Source organism: Pseudomonas helvetica, assembly GCF_039908645.1.
GTDB classification, from domain to species: domain Bacteria; phylum Pseudomonadota; class Gammaproteobacteria; order Pseudomonadales; family Pseudomonadaceae; genus Aquipseudomonas; species Aquipseudomonas helvetica.
Window position 1 is genome coordinate 5,877,351 of sequence record NZ_CP150917.1, and the last position, 17,391, is coordinate 5,894,741.

A 17,391-nucleotide genomic window follows, 5' to 3' on the forward strand; every position below is an offset into this window, starting at 1 on the left:
TGATTTCGGGGTCGCTGCGCGACCCAGCGGGAGCAAGCTCCCTCGCCACAAAGAGCAAGTATTACCTGCCCAACCCACACGAGGTCCCATGCCCAACCATCCGGCTCTTGATGCAATCACCGCCCGCTGGGTCCCCTGGGTGGTGGCGATTGCGTTTTTCATGCAGTCCCTCGACGGGACCATCCTCAACACCGCCCTGCCCGCCATGGCCCTCGATCTGGCAGAAGACCCACTGCGCATGCAGGGCGTGATCATCGCCTACATGCTCACGGTCGCCTTGCTGATTCCGGCGTCGGGCTGGGTCGCCGACCGCTTCGGCACCAAGAAAATCTTCTTCGGCGCCATCCTCTTGTTCAGCCTCGGCTCTCTGCTCTGTGCGCTCTCCAGCACCTTGACCATGCTGGTCGGCGCCCGGGTGATTCAGGGGCTGGGCGGCGCATTGATGCTGCCGGTCGGGCGACTGGTGGTGCTGCGTGCTTACCCGCGTTCGGAACTGGTGCGGATCATGGGCTTCATTACCATTCCCGGCCTGCTCGGGCCGTTGATCGGTCCGACCATGGGCGGCTGGATGGTGCAATACCTGACCTGGCACTGGATCTTTCTGATCAATCTGCCGGTCGGGCTGATCGGCTGCTACGCGGTCTGGAAGTTCATCCCGGATCTGCGCGGCTCTGAGCGCACGCGCTTCGATGGCTTGGGTTTCCTGCTGTTCGGCGCGGCGATGGTGCTGATCACCATTGCCATGGAAGGCCTGGGTGAGCTGCACCTGCCGCATTTGCGGGTGATGTTGCTGCTGTTCGGTGGCATGGCGTGCCTGGCGGCGTATTGGCTGCGGGCCGGGCATATCGACAATCCGTTGTTCGCACCGGCGCTGTTCAAGACCCGGACTTTTGCCGTGGGCATTCTCGGCAACCTGTTCGCCCGGCTGGGCAGCGGCGCCCTGCCGTTTCTGGTGCCATTGCTGCTACAGGTCGCCTTGGGCTACTCGCCGTCCCTGGCCGGGATGAGCATGTTGCCGCTGGCCGCCGCGGCAATGTTCGCCAAGTCGATCGCGCGACCGCTGATCGAGCGCCTGGGTTACCGCATCGTGCTGACCGGTAACACCCTGGCGCTGGGAATCATGCTGGCGAGCATGGGCCTGGTCAGTGAGCAGACGCCTTATTGGCTGCTGCTGGTGCAACTGGCGATACTCGGGGCGATCAACTCCTTCCAGTTCACAGCGATGAATACCGTGACCCTGATCGACCTCGACGACGCCAGCGCCAGCAGCGGCAACAGCCTGCTGTCAGTGGTCGCGCAGTTGTCGCTGAGTCTCGGCGTTGCCTGCGCCGGCGCCCTGCTGGGTGGTTTCACGGCGGAGGTCGGCAATGATGGCGTGAACACGGTGCTGGGCGCCTTCCAACTAACCTTCGTCACCATCGGCATCATGGCAATGCTGGCCGCAACGATCTTTTCCCAGCTGTCCCCAAAGGATGGCCGACGGATGGTCAGCCGCGAGCACGATGTCGAGCACTAACTCGTAGCAGCTGCCGAGGCACGAGGCTGCGTTGCGTGTCCGCAGGACCGCCCTCGGGGGCTACTTCGCAGCCCAACGCAGCCTCGTGCCTCGGCAGTTGCTACGACGATTTGCTACGGCTATTCGTCCAGAATTTGCAGGTGGAGCGCGCGGGACTGGTACACTGCGCGACATTTTGTTTTGCAGGCCAGTCCCGTGACCACCATCGCCACCGCTTTTAATACTTTGCCGCTGTCCGCCGCCATGCTGGCTAACCTCGACTCCCTCGGTTATGCCCAGATGACGCCGATCCAGGCGCAAAGCTTGCCGGTGATCCTCAAGGGGATGGACCTGATCGCCCAGGCCAAGACCGGCAGCGGCAAAACCGCCGCCTTCGGTATCGGCCTGCTGAACCCGATCAATCCGCGCTTCTTCGGCTGCCAGGCACTGGTGATCTGCCCGACTCGTGAGCTGGCTGACCAGGTTGCCAAGGAAATCCGTCGACTGGCCCGCGCCGAAGACAACATCAAGGTCCTGACCCTGTGTGGCGGCGTGTCGTTCGGTCCGCAGATCGGCTCGCTGGAGCACGGCGCGCACATCATCGTCGGCACTCCGGGGCGCATCCAGCAACACCTGCGCAAGGGTTCGCTGGTGCTTCATGGCCTGAACACGCTGATCCTCGACGAAGCCGACCGCATGCTCGACATGGGGTTCTACGATTCCATCGAAGAAATCATCGCCCAGTGCCCTGAGCGTCGCCAGACCCTGCTGTTCTCCGCCACGTATCCGGTAGGCATCAAGCAGCTGGCTTCGAAGTTCATGCGTAACCCGCAGCAAGTGAAGGCCGAGGCGTTCCACGACGACACCCAGATCGAACAGCGTTTCTTCGAGATTTCGCCGGAAGAGCGCATGGACGCAGTGGTCAAGGTCCTCGCCCATTACCGCCCGCAGTCCACCGTCGCTTTCTGCTTCACCAAGCAACAAGTGCAGGAAACCGTCGACCACCTGACGGCCAAAGGCATCTCGGCCGTTGGCCTGCACGGTGACCTGGAACAGCGTGATCGCGATCAGGTGCTGGCAATGTTCGCCAACCGCAGTACTTCGGTACTGGTCGCCACCGACGTCGCCGCCCGTGGTCTGGACATCGATGCGCTGGACATGGTGGTCAACGTCGAACTGGCCCGCGACTCGGAAATCCACATCCACCGCGTTGGCCGTACCGGTCGTGCCGGTGAGAAAGGCATCGCCATCAGCCTGGTCGCGCCGTCCGAAGCGCATCGCGCCCAAGCCATCGAGCAACTGCAAAAGTCGCCGCTGAGCTGGGATCAACTGGACAGCCTGACCTCCCAGGGCGGCGCCCCGCTGCTGCCGGCCATGAGCACCCTGTGCATCGGTGCCGGCCGTAAAGACAAGGTTCGCCCGGGCGACATCCTTGGCGCACTGACCGGCGATGCCGGTGTTCCAGGCGCCCAGGTCGGCAAAATCGCGATCTTCGACTACCAGGCCTATGTCGCCGTGGAGCGCAGCATTGCCAAGCAAGCCGTGCAGCGCTTGAGCGACGGCAAGATCAAAGGCCGCTCGCTGCGCGTACGGATTTTGTAACAAACGCTGCCCACCTCTGTGGCGAGGGAGCTTGCTCCCGCTGGGTCGCGCAGCGGCCCCGAAACCAGCAAACGCGATTCACCAGACGGACCGCACTTGCCGGATTACGACTGCTACGCACTCGAGCGGGAGCAAGCTCCCTCTCCACAAAAGCACTTGCCAGCCTTGCTAACAAAACTTGAGGACACCGTTTTGCGCTCTACCGAAGTCGTGATCATTGGCGCTGGCGCCGCTGGGTTGATGTGTGCACTGACCGCCGCCGGGCGCGGGCGCAAGGTGATGTTGCTCGACCACGCAAACAAGGCCGGCAAGAAAATCCTCATGTCCGGTGGTGGCCGCTGCAATTTCACCAACATGTACACCGAGCCGAGCAATTTCCTCTCGCAAAACGCTCACTTCTGTAAATCCGCACTGGCGCGCTATACCCAGTGGGATTTCATCGGGATGGTGGCCAAGCACGGCGTGCCGTACCACGAGAAAAAGCTCGGCCAGCTATTCTGCGATAACAAATCCAGCGACATCCTCGACATGCTCCTCGACGAGTGCGATCAGGTCGGCGTCAGCCTGCACCTCGACACCTCGATCCAGCAGATCGAAAAACTCGACAGCGGCTACCTGCTGGAAACCACGTTGGGCCAGTTGACCTGCGAATCGCTGGTGATCGCCACCGGCGGCCTGTCGATTCCAACCCTGGGCGCCACCGGCTTCGGTTATCAAGTAGCCAAGCAGTTCGGTCACCAGTTGCTGCCCACCCGCGCCGGCCTGGTGCCGTTCACCATCACCGACCAGCTCAAAGAACTGTGCACCGAGCTGTCCGGTACGTCGGTGGATTGCCTGGTGAGCTGCAACGATCAGAGCTTTCGCGAGAACATCCTGTTCACCCACCGCGGCCTCAGCGGTCCGGCGATTTTGCAGATTTCCTCGTTCTGGCAATCCGGTGACGCCGTCGAAATCAATCTGATGCCGGACCACGACGTACCGAGCTGGCTGCAACAACAGCAAGCCGAGCGCCCGAACAGCGAACTGAAAACCCTGCTCGGCGAAATCTTCACCAAGAAGATGGCCAACCTGCTGGCCGACAACTGGTTCGTCTCCAAGCCGATGAAGCAGTACACCCACGCCGAGCTGGCCGATATCGCCACCAAACTGGCGAGCTGGACGCTGGTCCCGGCCGGCACCGAAGGCTATCGCACGGCCGAAGTCACGCTCGGCGGTGTCGACACTCACGAAGTGTCATCCAAAACCATGGAATCGCTGAAAAGCCCCGGCCTGTACTTCATCGGTGAAGTGCTGGACGTCACCGGGCACCTGGGCGGTTTCAACTTCCAATGGGCCTGGGCCTCGGGTTACGCAGCGGCGCAGTACGTCTAACGCCATCGCATGCGGTGATCAGGCTTTTGTGGCGAGGGAGCTTGCTCCCGCTGGCCTGCGAAGCAGGCCCAAAACCTGTCACCACTGTCTGCCAGACACACCGCATGCATAGGGTTTACGACGGCTACGCCGCCGAGCGGGAGCAAGCTCCCTCGCCACAGGGTTCAATGCAGACCTGACAGTTTTACCCAGGAAGGAACAGTTTTTGCTGTCAGATGTGATCGGCGCCATTGCGTCGTCGTCATTACTGGCTCAATTTAGCTGCATTGCCCCGGAAGGCCTCCGCACTTCATGTCATCAACCTCGTTTCGTCAGACTCTGCGTCGCCTTTGGGCGCTGGATAAATTCAGCTACAGCGTGCGGGTGTTCATCGCCCTGACCGGCACCATGGCGCTGTGTTGGTATCAAAATGAAATGGGCCTGCTGATCCCGCTGTTCCTGGGGATTATCGCCAGCGCCCTGGCCGAAACCGACGACAGCTGGCAGGGCCGTCTGAATGCATTGGCGGTGACGCTGGTGTGCTTCAGCGTTGCCGCGTTCTCGGTCGAGTTGTTATTCCCCTATCCGTACATCTTCGTGGTTGCCCTGGCACTCGCCAGTTTCGGCCTGACCATGCTCGGCGCCTTGGGCGAACGCTATGGCGCGATTGCCTCGGCGACGTTGATTCTGTCGGTGTACACCATGATCGGCGTAGACCAGCGCGGTGGCGCGGTCACCGATTTCTGGCATGAACCGGTGTTGCTGGTGGCCGGTGCCGCCTGGTATGGCTTGCTCTCGGTGCTGTGGCAGGCGCTGTTTTCCAACCAGCCGGTGCAGCAGAGCCTGGCGCGGTTGTTTCGCGAGCTGGGGTTTTACCTGAAGCTCAAATCGTCACTGTTCGAGCCGATCCGCCAGATGGACGTCGAAGCCCGCAGGCTGGAACTGGCGCAGCAGAATGGCCGAGTGGTCGCGGCGCTCAACGCCGCCAAGGAAATCATCCTGCACCGGGTCGGCAACGGCCGGCCGGGGTCGAAAGTCAGTCGTTACCTGAAGCTGTATTTCCTCGCCCAGGACATCCACGAACGCGCCAGCTCTTCGCACTACCCATACAACGCCCTGGCCGAGGCCTTTTTCCACAGCGACGTGCTGTTCCGCTGCCAACGCCTGCTCCGCCAGCAAGGCAAAGCCTGCCGGGCATTGGCCGAGTCGATCCAGATGCGCCAGCCGTTCGTCTATGACGACAGTTTTGCCGAAGCCCTGAGCGACCTGCACGCCTCCCTCGAACACTTGCGCATCCAGAGCAACCCGGCCTGGCGCGGTTTGCTGCGCTCATTGCGTGCACTGGCAGCCAACCTCAGCACGCTTGACCGCTTGCTCAGCGACGCAAGCAATCCCGACAGCCTGGCCGACGCCACCGACAGCAGCCTGCTCGACCGTTCACCGCGCAACCTCAAGGACGTCTGGACGCGCCTGCGCACGCAGCTGACGCCGACTTCGTTGCTGTTTCGGCATGCCCTGCGTTTGCCTCTGGCCCTGACCGTCGGCTACGGCATGGTGCACTTGATCCACCCGTCGCAAGGCTACTGGATCATCCTCACCACACTGTTTGTCTGCCAACCGAACTACGGCGCCACCCGGCGCAAACTCGGTCAGCGGATCCTCGGCACCGCGATCGGCCTGACCCTGGCCTGGGCGTTGTTCGATCTGTTCCCCAATCCACTGGTGCAGTCGAGTTTCGCGATTGCCGCCGGCGTGGTGTTCTTTATCAACCGCACCACCCGCTACACGCTGGCGACTGCGGCAATCACCTTGATGGTGCTGTTTTGCTTCAATCAGGTCGGCGACGGCTACGGGCTGTTCCTGCCAAGGCTGCTCGACACCTTGCTCGGCGGCCTGATCGCAGGGCTCGCGGTGTTGCTGTTCCTGCCGGACTGGCAGGGCCGTCGGCTGAACAAAGTGCTGGCCAACACCCTGACCTGCAACAGCATTTACCTGCGCCAGATCATGCAGCAATACGCTGTCGGCAAACGTGATGACCTGGCCTATCGGCTGGCTCGACGCAATGCCCACAACGCCGATGCGGCGCTGTCGACCACCTTGGCCAACATGCTCATGGAGCCGGGGCATTTCCGTAAGGAAGCCGATGTCGGCTTCCGTTTCCTGGTGCTTTCACACACCTTGCTCAGCTACCTCTCGGGCCTCGGTGCGCACCGCGAAATCCAGCTACCCGCTGACATTCGGGAACAGTTGATCAACGGTGCCGGCGTCAGTCTGGCGACCAGCATCGACGAAATCGCCCAAGGGCTGGCGAGCAAATCGCCGATTGCGATTCAGAGCGACGAAGAAGAAGCCCTGGCCGCCGGGCTTGAACAAATGCCTGACGAGATCGACGAAGGTCAGCGTCTGGTGCAAACCCAACTGGGGTTGATCTGCCGGCAACTAGGACCGTTGCGCACGCTGGCGGCACATTTGATCAAGGATACGAGCGAGGAGTGAGCGCGCGCCTGTGGCGAGCGAGCTTGCTCACGCTCGGGTGCGCAGCAGCCGTAAAACCGGTAAATGGTTTTCTACCTGACACATCGAGCAGCTTGTCTTGGGTCGCTTCGCAACCCAGCGGGAGCAAGCTCCCTCGCCACAACAACAGACGTCACATTCCATGCTGCCTGAGCAATCGCTCATAGCTGCCATCCTCCTTCATCGCTGCAATCTCGCGGTCGAATCCGGCAACAATCTGTTCATGGTCGGGGTTCTTCAGGCTGACCAGAATATGCAGGCTGTTTTCACTCAGAGGATTGGGCAGGAACTCCACGGCATTGCGCACCTTGGAGGATTCGCGCGCCAGGTAATAGCGGGCAACGTATTCGTCTTCCAGGGTCAGCTTCACCCGGTCAGCGGCGAGCATGCGCACCGCCATGGGGAAGTTGTGCACCTGCACTTTCTGCAAGGCGGCGTCACCGTCAAACGCGGGTGAATAGGCGTAGCCACGCACCACGGCAACCGGATAGGTGTGCAGCTGCTGCAAGTTGTTGTATTCGATCGGCGTGTCTTTACGCTTGAGGAAACGTATCCGGTTGAGCAGGTACTCACTGGAAAACTGCCCGATGTGGGTGCGCTCCTCGTTGAACCAGGCATTGACCAGCACGTCGTAACGCCCTTCGCCCACACCCAGCAAAGCCCTGGCCCAAGGCACCTGCTCGAAATCACTGGCATAACCCGCCCGCGCCAGCGCAGTACTGACAATGTCGGTTGCCACCCCGCCATTGACCAGCGTGGCATCGGTAAAGGGGGGCCAGGCATCGGCCACCAGTCGCAGTTTTTCTGCTGTGGCGGCCTGGCTCAGCAACAGCAATCCAATCAAAGCAACAGCTCGATGCAATCGCGGCATGCTAAAAAATCCTTAGCGGGCGGGAAGCCCAGCGTGTTTTTAGCCAAAACTCGAAGGCCTGTGTGCCCAATAGCGGCCACAACCCAGGCCCTGACAGTAGTTCATTGAAGCCACAACAAACCGCTAAAAATCAGATTACACAAAGAAGACAACGTCGCGAGAAATGAATGATGGCATTTTGGCCTTTGTCACAGTTTTTTATGCCACAAGACATCCCGCTGCGGGACGCTTAGTATCGGAGCGACGTTGTTCAAGGAATGTGAAGATGACAATTGATTGGGTCTGCAAACACCACAGCGATCTGGGCAAAGAGCAGTTGTACGCCATTCTGCAGTTGCGCACGCAAGTGTTCGTCGTTGAGCAGAAATGCGCCTATCAGGAAGTCGATGGGCTGGACCTGGACGGTGACACCTGCCACTTGATGGCCTGGGACGGCGATCAGCTGGTGGCCTACCTGCGTTTGCTCGACCCGATCTCACAGGGCGGCGACGTGGTCATCGGCCGTGTGGTGATTGCCCCTCAGGCACGGGGCCAGGGCCTGGGTCATGAGTTGATGGCGCAGGGGCTCAAGCAGGCTGAGAAATACTGGCCTGAAGTGCCGATCTATCTGTCGGCCCAGGCACATTTGCAGGGGTATTACGGGAGGTACGGGTTTGTCGTGGTGGGCGAGGAATACCTGGAGGATGACATTCCGCATATCGGGATGCGCCGTCCCTAGTGATCGTTCCCATGCTCTGCGTGGGAACGATCAAGCACCTCCGTCAGGGATACTCCAGCACCGCTTTGATCTGCTGCACATGCTGTTCGATCCAGCGCGGATCAATCGCCCCCCAGCTCAGAATCCGATAACGCCCGGCATGATTGCGCGCGCCCTCTTCCTGCTCGAACTCGCACACGATATCCAGATCCGCCAAGGCGGCGATGGTGTCCTGGGCTGTACGCCGCGGCATGCCGGTGACCTCGGTGAGTGCCGGGACGTTGCTGGCCAGACCACTGTCGATCAGGTACGCCACGTACAAACGGCGGTAGAAGCTGCTTTTGGTCTTGCTGACGTCCATTCCCACACTCCCGATTCCAATGTTTACTGCATATCCCGCCACGTCAGGTACACCCGCAAGTCGAACTCCAACTGGTGATAGCCCGGCAGCATATGCTCGCACAGCTTGTAAAAAGCCTTGTTGTGATCGGACTCCTTGAAGTGCGCGAGTTCATGCACCACGATCATTTTCAGAAACTGCGGCGCGGCGTCCTTGAATAACGAGGCGATGCGAATTTCTTTCTTGGCCTTGAGCTTGCCGCCCTGCACGCGCGAGATCGCCGTGTGCAGGCCGAGGGCACGGTGGGTCAGGTCGAGACGGTTGTCGAACAGCACTTTGTCGATGGCCGGCGCATTGCGCAGGTATTCCTGTTTCAACTCCAGCGCGTAGCTGTACAGCGCCTTGTCACTCTGCACCGCGTGCTTGTCCGGGTAACGCTGGCTCAGGTAGTCGCCCAGTCGATCCTGATCGATCAACTGGCGCACTTGGTCTTGCAAGGCAGCGGGATAAGCCTGGAGGTACTTCAGCGCGGTCATGGGTCAACAACAGAGTGACGAAAGACCGCCAGTGTAGCGAATTCAGGCGGTCAGCGCGCTCCAGTCAAACGGCTGCGCAAAGCCACCGGCATCCTCGGCCATCAGCGGCCTGGCCACCAGGAACCCTTGCACATACTGGCAACCGTTGGCCTCAAGCCATCGATACTGTGCAACGGTCTCCACGCCTTCGGCGATCACCAACATACCGAATTCCCCGCACAACTCTATGACACTGCGCACCAGCGCTGCATCCCGAGGCGAATCGGGTATCCGGGCAATCAGGTGCCGGTCGAGCTTGAGCGTGTCCAACTGCAGATCGCGTAAATGCGCCAACGAGCACGGCCCCGAACCAAAGTCATCCAGTGCCACGCGCACCCCGAGGTGGCGCAACAGACGCAGCTGTTTACGTGACTCATCAACATTTTGTATCAACGCATCTTCGGTGATTTCAACTTCCAGCTGACACGGCTGCAGCTCATGACGCTCCAGCACCTGACGCAACTCGGTGACCAGGTTCGGCATGCCGAACTGGGTGCTGCTCAAACTCACAGCAAGTACCAGATCCTTGGCAAACAGGGTTTCCCAGGCTTTACGCTGCTTGGCGCCGCGATGGTAAATCCAGCTGCCGAGACGACTGATCAGCCGCGCCTCTTCCAGCAGTGGCAAAAACAACCCCGGCGGGACATCGCCGACACTCGGGTGCTGCCAGCGCAGCAACGCTTCAAACCCGCGTACACGACCGTCGGCAATCGCCACCTGGGGTTGATACACCAGGTTGAAATCCTGATTTTCGATGGCTGTGCGCACGCTTTCTTCGAGCATCAGCCGCGAGCGCGCGCGACCGTTCATTTCATGGTCGTAGAAGCGATATTGCTGGCGCCCGGCACGCTTGGCCTCGTACATCGCGATGTCTGAGGCGCGCAGCAAGCCGTCAAGGTTAGAACCGCAATCGGGATAGGTTGCAATGCCGATGCTCGCGCCGAGCACCACATCCAGTCCTTCAATTTGCTGACAGATCGAGATTCGCTCGATGAGCTTCTCGGCAATCTTCGCCGCTTGCTCGGGAAACTCCAGATCGAGCAACGCCGTGAACTCATCACCGCCCATGCGCGCCAGAATATCGAATGGCCGAAGACAGGCTTTCAACTGCTCGGACACCCAACGCAGCACCCGGTCACCGGCATCGTGGCCCAGGGAATCGTTGACCCGTTTGAAGCCATCCAGGTCCAGGTACAACAACACCCACGCGCTGTCGGAACGCTCACCGCGCAATAGCAGGTTTTCCGCAGTCTGGTAGAAGCCACGGCGATTGAGCAGCCCGGTCAGCGGGTCTGTGACGGCCTGGAACTCCAGCTGTTGATGCAGATGGCGCACCACCGACATGTCGAGCACGGTCACCACCATCGCCCGCTGTTCGGACGGCAATGGCGCGCAGGACAGCGCCACCGGCACTTGCTGACCCGGCGCGGTGCGCAGGATTGCATCGTGCACGCGCCAGGTCTCACCCCGTTGATAACCGGCATAAATGTCAGATTCAGCCCACACCGGCACGTGCGGTTTTTGCAGGAAGTCCACGAACTCCGCGCCTTGCAATTCGGTGACCGTCGCATTGAGCAGGCGGGACATGGCCGGGTTGGCGAAGCGGATCAGGCCGTCATCACCCACCACCAGAATCCCTTCGGCGGCGTTATCCAGCACCGAGGCATTGAAGGCGCGCGCGGCTTCCAGATCCTGGCTCAAGCGCTGCAAGGCGCGGCGATTGCGCTGGTGTTCAAGCAGGGCCTGGACTTTCGGTTTGAGGATTTGCGGGTCAAACGGTTTGAACAGGTAATCCACTGCGCCACTGGCATAACCCTTGATCACCGCATCCTGGGACTGTTCGTTGGCGGTCAGGAAAATGATCGGGGTCAAACGGGTCCGCTGGCTACCGCGCATCAAACGTGCCACTTCAAAACCGTCCATCTCTGGCATCTGCACATCGAGCAGCACCAGGTCGATTTCATGTTCGAGTAACAGGCTCAAGGCTTCAAAGCCGGAAGCCGCGGTCATCACCTGCCAGTCCTGGCGCTGTAACAACGCACGCATACTGATCAGGTTTTCAGGGTAATCATCCACGATTAGAAGAACTGAGCTGCCTTCAACTGGCTTGGGTTGCGCGCATTCCATGCTGCTTCTCTTTTGGTGACGTCAGGCCGGTACCGTCGAAAAAAACCGGACAACTCCACTCTAGACCGGGATCTGCCAAAGCAGTAGGCATCATCACGCCATCACCGATGGCAAAGCCTCAGACTCCGACTAACGGTCAGTTCCGAAGCCAGCAATACCGGGAAAAGCGCTAACTCGACAGAACATTGACGCCAGTTATCCGCCAGACGGGCATTAACAAGCACCCGTTCTACGCTTATAAAGACTGCCCTCTAATGCGCGGGCTAGAGCTTCTGGTACGCGCGTGCAGCTAGCATTCGCGGAAGCTTTGACCATGATCGATCTCGCAACCTGGAACCTCAGTGTTCCTGTCGGCAGCCCACCGTACACCGTTGATACCGCCAAACTGGTGGACGGTTTCAAGGATCAATACTTCCACTCCGACACCGGCACGTTGTTCTTCTGGGCACCGGTGACCGGCTCCCGCACGGAAAACGCGATTTACCCACGCACCGAGCTTCGCGAAACCTACAGCAACGGCACTTTGCGCAACTGGCTCTACCCCGACGCTGACAACTTGCTGCATGCGACCCTCGCGGTGAACCAGGTGCCGAGTTCGGGCAAGATCGTCATCGGCCAGATCCACGCCTACAACAGCCAAAAACCTTTGGTGAAAGTCGAGTACCAGTACAAAACCAGCACCTCGACCGGCAACATCGTCGCCAAGGTGCGCATGCACCCGGACGACGATGTTGGTCGGGTGATCACCATCGCCACGGGGGTGAAGCTGGACCAGAGCTTCTCCTACCTGATCCACCTCAGCCCCGGCGGGGCCCTGGGTATCAGTGCCGCGGGCTACTCTTGGGACACCCAGATCAGCGCCACTTGGCGCGACAAGCCGCTGTACTTCAAGGCCGGGGTGTATGTGCAGGACAACACCGGATACACCAGCGAGGGTGGGAAAGTGACGTTCAGCAAGCTGAATATTGATCACAACCCGAGCTGACAACTTGATCTCAACCCTTGAGTACGGCTCGACAGCTGCTACGGGCATGGGAACAATCTGAGCGTCCGTAAATCCCGTAGGATTGCTCCCACTGTGGCGAGGGAGCTTGCTCCCGCTGGGTTGCGAAGCAGCCCCAAACCCTGCCACCTCATTTCCTCAGACACACCACACCGCCCGGTTTACGACGGCTGCGCCGTCGAGCGGGAGCAAGCTCCCTCGCCACAATGGTCGCCGCACCGTCCTACACCCCGGTTGCTACCACCAAAATCGGCGCTTACAGTCAATCCCGTCAGCTGGCTTCGGTCAGCGGCAGGGTTTCGCAGCCCTTGCAAAAGAATTATCCAGCACCGTCAAAAGACAGCACAGGTAAACTCCCCTGCGTTTCGTTTCATGGCGGCTGTGCGTGGGAGGCTTTCGGGTCTGCCGGGGTTTTAATTCTTTTCCTGGTCTGCGAACCCGCGCACAGCTGCCACCCAATTTGTTTCGCAGCGAACGGTGGCCATTCTTTTTCTTGAAAGGATTCCGCTATGACTACTCAAACCCCGCCCCGCCGCTTCACCCCCTTCACCCAGATCGCTACCGACTACCCCGTCCTGCTCATCGACAGCCACGCCCCGCTCCGCGAACTCCACGCCTGCGTCAGCGAACGCCTGCACGCAGTCCTCAGCTACCTTACCCTCATGGCCTGCACCAACCTGCCCGACTACGCCGAGCGCGACATCAACACCGTCACCAACGTGGCGCGCTTGATGGTTCAGGACATTACCGATGTGTTCGGGGTGATTGAGCAGCGAGGGTTTGACGAGCCAGCGAATCGCTGAGACTTAGGCTTATACGAACAAAAAAGGGGGGCCGACTGAAAGAGTCGGCGCCCTTTCAACTCAAAAAAATCCGCCTCACTGTGCTTTTCTGACTGATGCCAAAAAAAACCGCCCCTTTACATCTGAGAAATCTTTACAAACAAGAAACATTTATTACAGAATGAACCCTTATGATGGCGAATATAATGTCTGTCCTATAGGTATTTTTCACATCCAAATACCCGCACCGCCTCAGGGGAACTGAGTTCCATGAACACTCGAGTCATCCGCAAGAAAGCAGTCTCGGCAGTCACCATTCTCGGTATTGCCGCCATTATTTATAGTTTCCCGGTGGCCACCCTTTGGTTTCTTGCTGTGCTTTGTATTTGCGGCATCTATGACTTCCTGCGCAATGGCATCTTCGACAAAGACATCATCAAAAAGTATTTTATAGGTGGCGGCCGCAATACGTGGTTGCTCGCACCCCTGAATACCTTTTTCGATCTACTGTCCAAGCCAAGCCGTTACGTTTACAAGCTGCGCGATCTTCCCGAAAGCCATCAGCAAGACATCAACTACGTGATTGAAACTGCGATGGCTCACAAGGAAGAGATCATTGCATTCCTCGATGCGCGCATGGCCCAGAAAAAGCGTGGCATGTTGTTCTTCCAATGGTATGGCCGCAAGATCGATACCGAACTCAACATTCCCGCACTTCAGAAGAAACTGCCTTATATAAAGACCATCGGCGTATCGGTTTTCAATGAAAATCAGTCGACGTCCTTTCACTTCGGGCCTTTGCGCATGATGTACCGCGTGCTCTACAACATCATGCCCGCCGCTCACCATGACGGCGTGTACATCCAAGTCAGGAAGAAAAAACACTACTGGCACGATGATCCGCTGTTCATCTTTGATGACACCCTGCTGCACGCCTCCTTCAACAAGAATGACGCCAAGCGCTACTGCCTGTTCCTCGACATACTGCGCCCGTCCTGGGCCTCTTTTATCCTGAACGGCATCGTCGCTTCGTTTGCGGGCGTAGCCTTCGCCTTGCGCCGGTTCTTTTACAAGAACTGGAAACTTATTCAGTAAGCGTGAACAACGGGAAACCTTAGTTACCCCGTCACCCTTACCCAAAAAACCCGCCTCTTGGCGGGTTTTTCGTTAGTGCTATTAAACGCTCAGATTTAGTTAACCTTGGCGCTCAATTCACCTATCAAGTACGCTGGACCATCGCCCAGCGATGAGGTTTCGCAGCCCCTCTGGATTGAGCCACCCAGGTTTGATACACCCGCGAATGGATGAGGATTCAGTTTATATAATCAAAGGCGGGGGCGGATTAATGAATCCACACCCTCACCTTAAATAAGCTGCCCTAGCGATTTCACGGCGTAAATTGTGCGCTCAATACTTCAAATTGATGCCGGTTGCTATTGGCACCTGAAACCACTTCAAATTCCAGAAAGGCTCGATGTTTCTCAGAGAAATAATAGCCCCCTTGGAAGAGGGTCCCCGCACCTCCAGACGGGATTGCCCCCAAACTTTTACTCTGCCCTGCGCCGGTCAGAAGAACTATTGCACCCACTGCCGCTGTCTTTAGCTTCACAGAATATGTCACGTTCAAAAGACCATTCCGCCCCCAATCTTTTGTATACGAAATTACAGTGCTCACCGAACCCGCGCTATTGCCGGAACTGGATGATGTTTCCTGTACCGAATCGTCGCCATCCCCATATGTATTATCTGCCATAGACATAGCCGCTATCCTTTCACTCAAAGATATAAGAGGGAGTAGATTCAAATATCTGGACACCCACACTTTTGCGTTACGATGCGAATGGTAGCCCTCTCCTGACACTGAACCAACTGTCAGAAATAACAGTCCTTAATACACATTCAGATTAACCAGACAATACATCTATCACAAAAAGTATAAGTCGTTCATCAATAACTCCGAGAGATAATCTCCACTTTTTAGCGCCAACAAAAAACCCGCCTCTCGGCGGGTTTTTTATTAGTGCTATCAAACGCTCAAACTTAGTTAACCTTGGCGTTCAACTCACCTTTCAAATAACGCTGGAACATCGCTTCCAACGAGATCGGTTTGATCTTCGAAGCATTACCGGCAGTCCCGAACGCTTCATAACGTGCGATGCACACGTCGCGCATGGCCGTTACAGTGGCGCCGAAGAATTTACGCGGATCGAATTCGCTCGGGTTGGTGGCCATCAGGCGACGCATCGCGCCAGTGGAGGCCAGACGCAGGTCGGTGTCGATGTTGACCTTGCGCACGCCGTACTTGATGCCTTCGACGATTTCTTCAACCGGTACGCCGTAGGTTTCTTTGATGTCGCCGCCGTACTGGTTGATGATCGCCAGCCACTCTTGCGGTACCGAAGAAGAACCGTGCATCACCAGGTGGGTGTTCGGGATGCGTTTGTGGATTTCCTTGATACGGTCGATAGCCAGCACGTCGCCGGTGGGTGGCTTGGTGAACTTGTAAGCGCCGTGGCTGGTGCCGATGGCGATGGCCAGGGCATCGACCTGGGTGCGTTTGACGAAGTCAGCGGCTTCTTCCGGGTCGGTGAGCATTTGGCTGTGATCGAGCACGCCTTCTGCACCGATACCGTCTTCTTCACCGGCCATGCCGGTTTCCAGCGAACCCAGGCAACCCAGCTCGCCTTCTACCGATACGCCACAGGCGTGAGCCATGGCTACGGTTTGTTGGGTGACACGGACGTTGTAGTCGTAGTCGGTCGGCGTCTTGCCGTCTTCGCCGAGGGAGCCGTCCATCATCACCGAGCTGAAGCCCAGCTGGATCGAGCGCTGGCAGACGTCAGGGCTGGTGCCGTGGTCCTGGTGCATACACACCGGGATGTGCGGGAATTCTTCGATCGCCGCCAGAATCAGGTGACGCAGGAATGGCGCGCCAGCGTATTTACGGGCGCCGGCCGAAGCCTGGACGATCACCGGGGAGTCAGTCTTGTCAGCGGCTTCCATGATGGCGCGCATCTGCTCAAGGTTGTTGACGTTGAAGGCTGGAACGCCGTAGCCGAACTCGGCTGCGTGGTCCAGCATCTGGCGCATGCTGATAAGTGCCATGGTGTGTGTCTCTCCCGGTTGAGGGTCGTTAATCGTGCAAGCCTGCCGTAGCGGCGGCTGCTATTCAAGTTAATGCAGATCGGGGGTAAGGCCGGCCTGCGAATCCGGTACAACATAAATCCTGTGTGTTACGAAGAACCCTGTGGCGAGCGAGCTTGCTCGCGCTCGGCTGCGAAGCAGTCGTAAACCAATTGACTCGGTCCTTCTGGATCGCTGAGTCGACTGGCTTTGTGACCGCTTCGCGCTCCAGCGGGAGCAAGCTCCCTCGCCACAAAAGCTCTGTGATCAGCGGTGTTACTTGGCTTTACAGCCGCGGCCGATCAAATCGTTGGTGGCGACCCAGTACACCAGGCCTTCGTCATCTTTTACGTGAAACGCCAACTGGTCGTCGCTGTACAGCGAACCAGAGCCTGCCGGATCAAGCTTCAAGCGATGAACCTGGTCGTCGCTGAGCCGCACATCCACGGTGTTGTGCGTGGCGTCGGTGTAGCGCCAGTGCACGGGGGCCTGGCTATCGCAAACCCAGTTCGTCCAATTATCGGACGCAACAGGCGACGACGCGAACGGGTTCATAGTGGCGCAACCGGCAAGTACTGCCAGCGACCCCACGGCTATCAAGCCTTTCATCCATTTTCCTCGGCAGTCGGCACACGCCAACTGCGCTGGGTATCAGTGAGTCAGACCGGTCAAGGGCAACCATGTTCCTTGGCCGGGGTCCGTGTCTCGTATTTATCCAGGCCATCCGGCCCGGAACGCTTGTTGAGCACCGGGTTGGTTTCGGCTTGCCAGTCGGCCTGGTAACAGCCTTTGTCCGGCGCGCCGGTATCCGATTCCTGCGCGGCTTTCGGGGTGCTCCCGCAGCCGGCCAGTACACCCGCTGCGATCAATGTCGCTAACGTCTTGACCATGTAAACACTCCTTTGCCTGGCC

Annotated in this window: 16 protein-coding genes; 8 read left to right on the top strand and 8 right to left on the bottom strand. The window is 58.7% G+C overall.

Features of this window, described 5'->3' with window-relative positions; genetic code table 11:
- Positions 1-88: 88 nt before the first annotated feature.
- The 4 genes from mdtD (at position 89) to yccS (ending at position 6,943) form a co-directional block, all read left to right on the top strand.
- Positions 89-1,516 (top strand): multidrug transporter subunit MdtD, encoded by a 1,428-nt coding sequence (mdtD, locus tag AABM55_RS27160; protein ID WP_054594402.1) that lies wholly within the window; start codon positions 89-91, stop codon positions 1,514-1,516.
- 243 nt (positions 1,517-1,759) lie between these two features.
- Positions 1,760-3,097, top strand: coding sequence for an ATP-dependent RNA helicase DbpA (gene dbpA, locus AABM55_RS27165; protein WP_237142987.1), 1,338 nt, complete (start codon positions 1,760-1,762; stop codon positions 3,095-3,097).
- Between the two features lie 192 nt (positions 3,098-3,289).
- Positions 3,290-4,468, top strand: a complete 1,179-nt coding sequence (locus tag AABM55_RS27170; protein WP_347928206.1) for an NAD(P)/FAD-dependent oxidoreductase — start codon at positions 3,290-3,292, stop codon at positions 4,466-4,468.
- A 291-nt stretch (positions 4,469-4,759) separates the two neighbouring features.
- Positions 4,760-6,943 (top strand): YccS family putative transporter, encoded by a 2,184-nt coding sequence (gene yccS / locus AABM55_RS27175; protein ID WP_347928207.1) that lies wholly within the window; start codon positions 4,760-4,762, stop codon positions 6,941-6,943.
- Between the two features lie 151 nt (positions 6,944-7,094).
- Here yccS and AABM55_RS27180 read toward each other — a convergent pair whose 3' ends face one another.
- The gene (locus tag AABM55_RS27180) at positions 7,095-7,832 is read right to left on the bottom strand and encodes an ABC transporter substrate-binding protein (RefSeq protein WP_054594405.1); all 738 of its coding nucleotides are present in this window, start codon (positions 7,830-7,832) and stop codon (positions 7,095-7,097) included.
- A gap of 265 nt (positions 7,833-8,097) precedes the next feature.
- Here AABM55_RS27180 and AABM55_RS27185 point away from each other — a divergent pair, with 265 nt between their 5' ends.
- Positions 8,098-8,550 carry a GNAT family N-acetyltransferase gene (locus tag AABM55_RS27185; protein ID WP_054594406.1) on the top strand — a complete coding sequence of 151 codons (453 nt, stop codon included), beginning with the start codon at positions 8,098-8,100 and terminating at the stop codon, positions 8,548-8,550.
- Positions 8,551-8,593: 43 nt separating this feature from the next.
- Here AABM55_RS27185 and AABM55_RS27190 read toward each other — a convergent pair whose 3' ends face one another.
- The 3 genes from AABM55_RS27190 to AABM55_RS27200 are packed head-to-tail and all read right to left on the bottom strand — an operon-like array spanning position 8,594 to position 11,571.
- The gene (locus tag AABM55_RS27190) at positions 8,594-8,890 is read right to left on the bottom strand and encodes a helix-turn-helix domain-containing protein (RefSeq protein ID WP_054594407.1); all 297 of its coding nucleotides are present in this window, start codon (positions 8,888-8,890) and stop codon (positions 8,594-8,596) included.
- Positions 8,891-8,913: 23 nt separating this feature from the next.
- Positions 8,914-9,405, bottom strand: a complete 492-nt coding sequence (locus AABM55_RS27195) for a M48 family metallopeptidase (RefSeq protein WP_019694032.1) — start codon at positions 9,403-9,405, stop codon at positions 8,914-8,916.
- A gap of 42 nt (positions 9,406-9,447) precedes the next feature.
- Positions 9,448-11,571 carry a bifunctional diguanylate cyclase/phosphodiesterase gene (locus AABM55_RS27200; RefSeq protein WP_103320361.1) on the bottom strand — a complete coding sequence of 708 codons (2,124 nt, stop codon included), beginning with the start codon at positions 11,569-11,571 and terminating at the stop codon, positions 9,448-9,450.
- A 313-nt stretch (positions 11,572-11,884) separates the two neighbouring features.
- Here AABM55_RS27200 and AABM55_RS27205 point away from each other — a divergent pair, with 313 nt between their 5' ends.
- From AABM55_RS27205 to AABM55_RS27215, 3 genes are all read left to right on the top strand, one after another.
- Complete coding sequence (locus AABM55_RS27205; RefSeq protein WP_054594410.1) at positions 11,885-12,556, top strand: polysaccharide lyase family 7 protein; 672 nt, start codon at positions 11,885-11,887, stop codon at positions 12,554-12,556.
- Between the two features lie 527 nt (positions 12,557-13,083).
- Positions 13,084-13,377, top strand: coding sequence for a fructose-bisphosphate aldolase (locus tag AABM55_RS27210; RefSeq protein WP_347928208.1), 294 nt, complete (start codon positions 13,084-13,086; stop codon positions 13,375-13,377).
- A gap of 249 nt (positions 13,378-13,626) precedes the next feature.
- Positions 13,627-14,451, top strand: a complete 825-nt coding sequence (locus AABM55_RS27215) for an aspartyl/asparaginyl beta-hydroxylase domain-containing protein (protein ID WP_347928209.1) — start codon at positions 13,627-13,629, stop codon at positions 14,449-14,451.
- A gap of 292 nt (positions 14,452-14,743) precedes the next feature.
- Here AABM55_RS27215 and AABM55_RS27220 read toward each other — a convergent pair whose 3' ends face one another.
- From AABM55_RS27220 to AABM55_RS27235, 4 genes are all read right to left on the bottom strand, one after another.
- Positions 14,744-15,115 carry a hypothetical protein gene (locus AABM55_RS27220; RefSeq protein WP_347928210.1) on the bottom strand — a complete coding sequence of 124 codons (372 nt, stop codon included), beginning with the start codon at positions 15,113-15,115 and terminating at the stop codon, positions 14,744-14,746.
- Between the two features lie 281 nt (positions 15,116-15,396).
- Positions 15,397-16,461 carry a class II fructose-bisphosphate aldolase gene (fba, locus tag AABM55_RS27225; protein ID WP_034153617.1) on the bottom strand — a complete coding sequence of 355 codons (1,065 nt, stop codon included), beginning with the start codon at positions 16,459-16,461 and terminating at the stop codon, positions 15,397-15,399.
- A gap of 294 nt (positions 16,462-16,755) precedes the next feature.
- Positions 16,756-17,088 carry an MliC family protein gene (locus tag AABM55_RS27230; RefSeq protein WP_054594418.1) on the bottom strand — a complete coding sequence of 111 codons (333 nt, stop codon included), beginning with the start codon at positions 17,086-17,088 and terminating at the stop codon, positions 16,756-16,758.
- A gap of 59 nt (positions 17,089-17,147) precedes the next feature.
- Positions 17,148-17,369, bottom strand: a complete 222-nt coding sequence (locus AABM55_RS27235) for a hypothetical protein (RefSeq protein WP_054594419.1) — start codon at positions 17,367-17,369, stop codon at positions 17,148-17,150.
- Between the last annotated feature and the right edge of the window lie 22 nt (positions 17,370-17,391).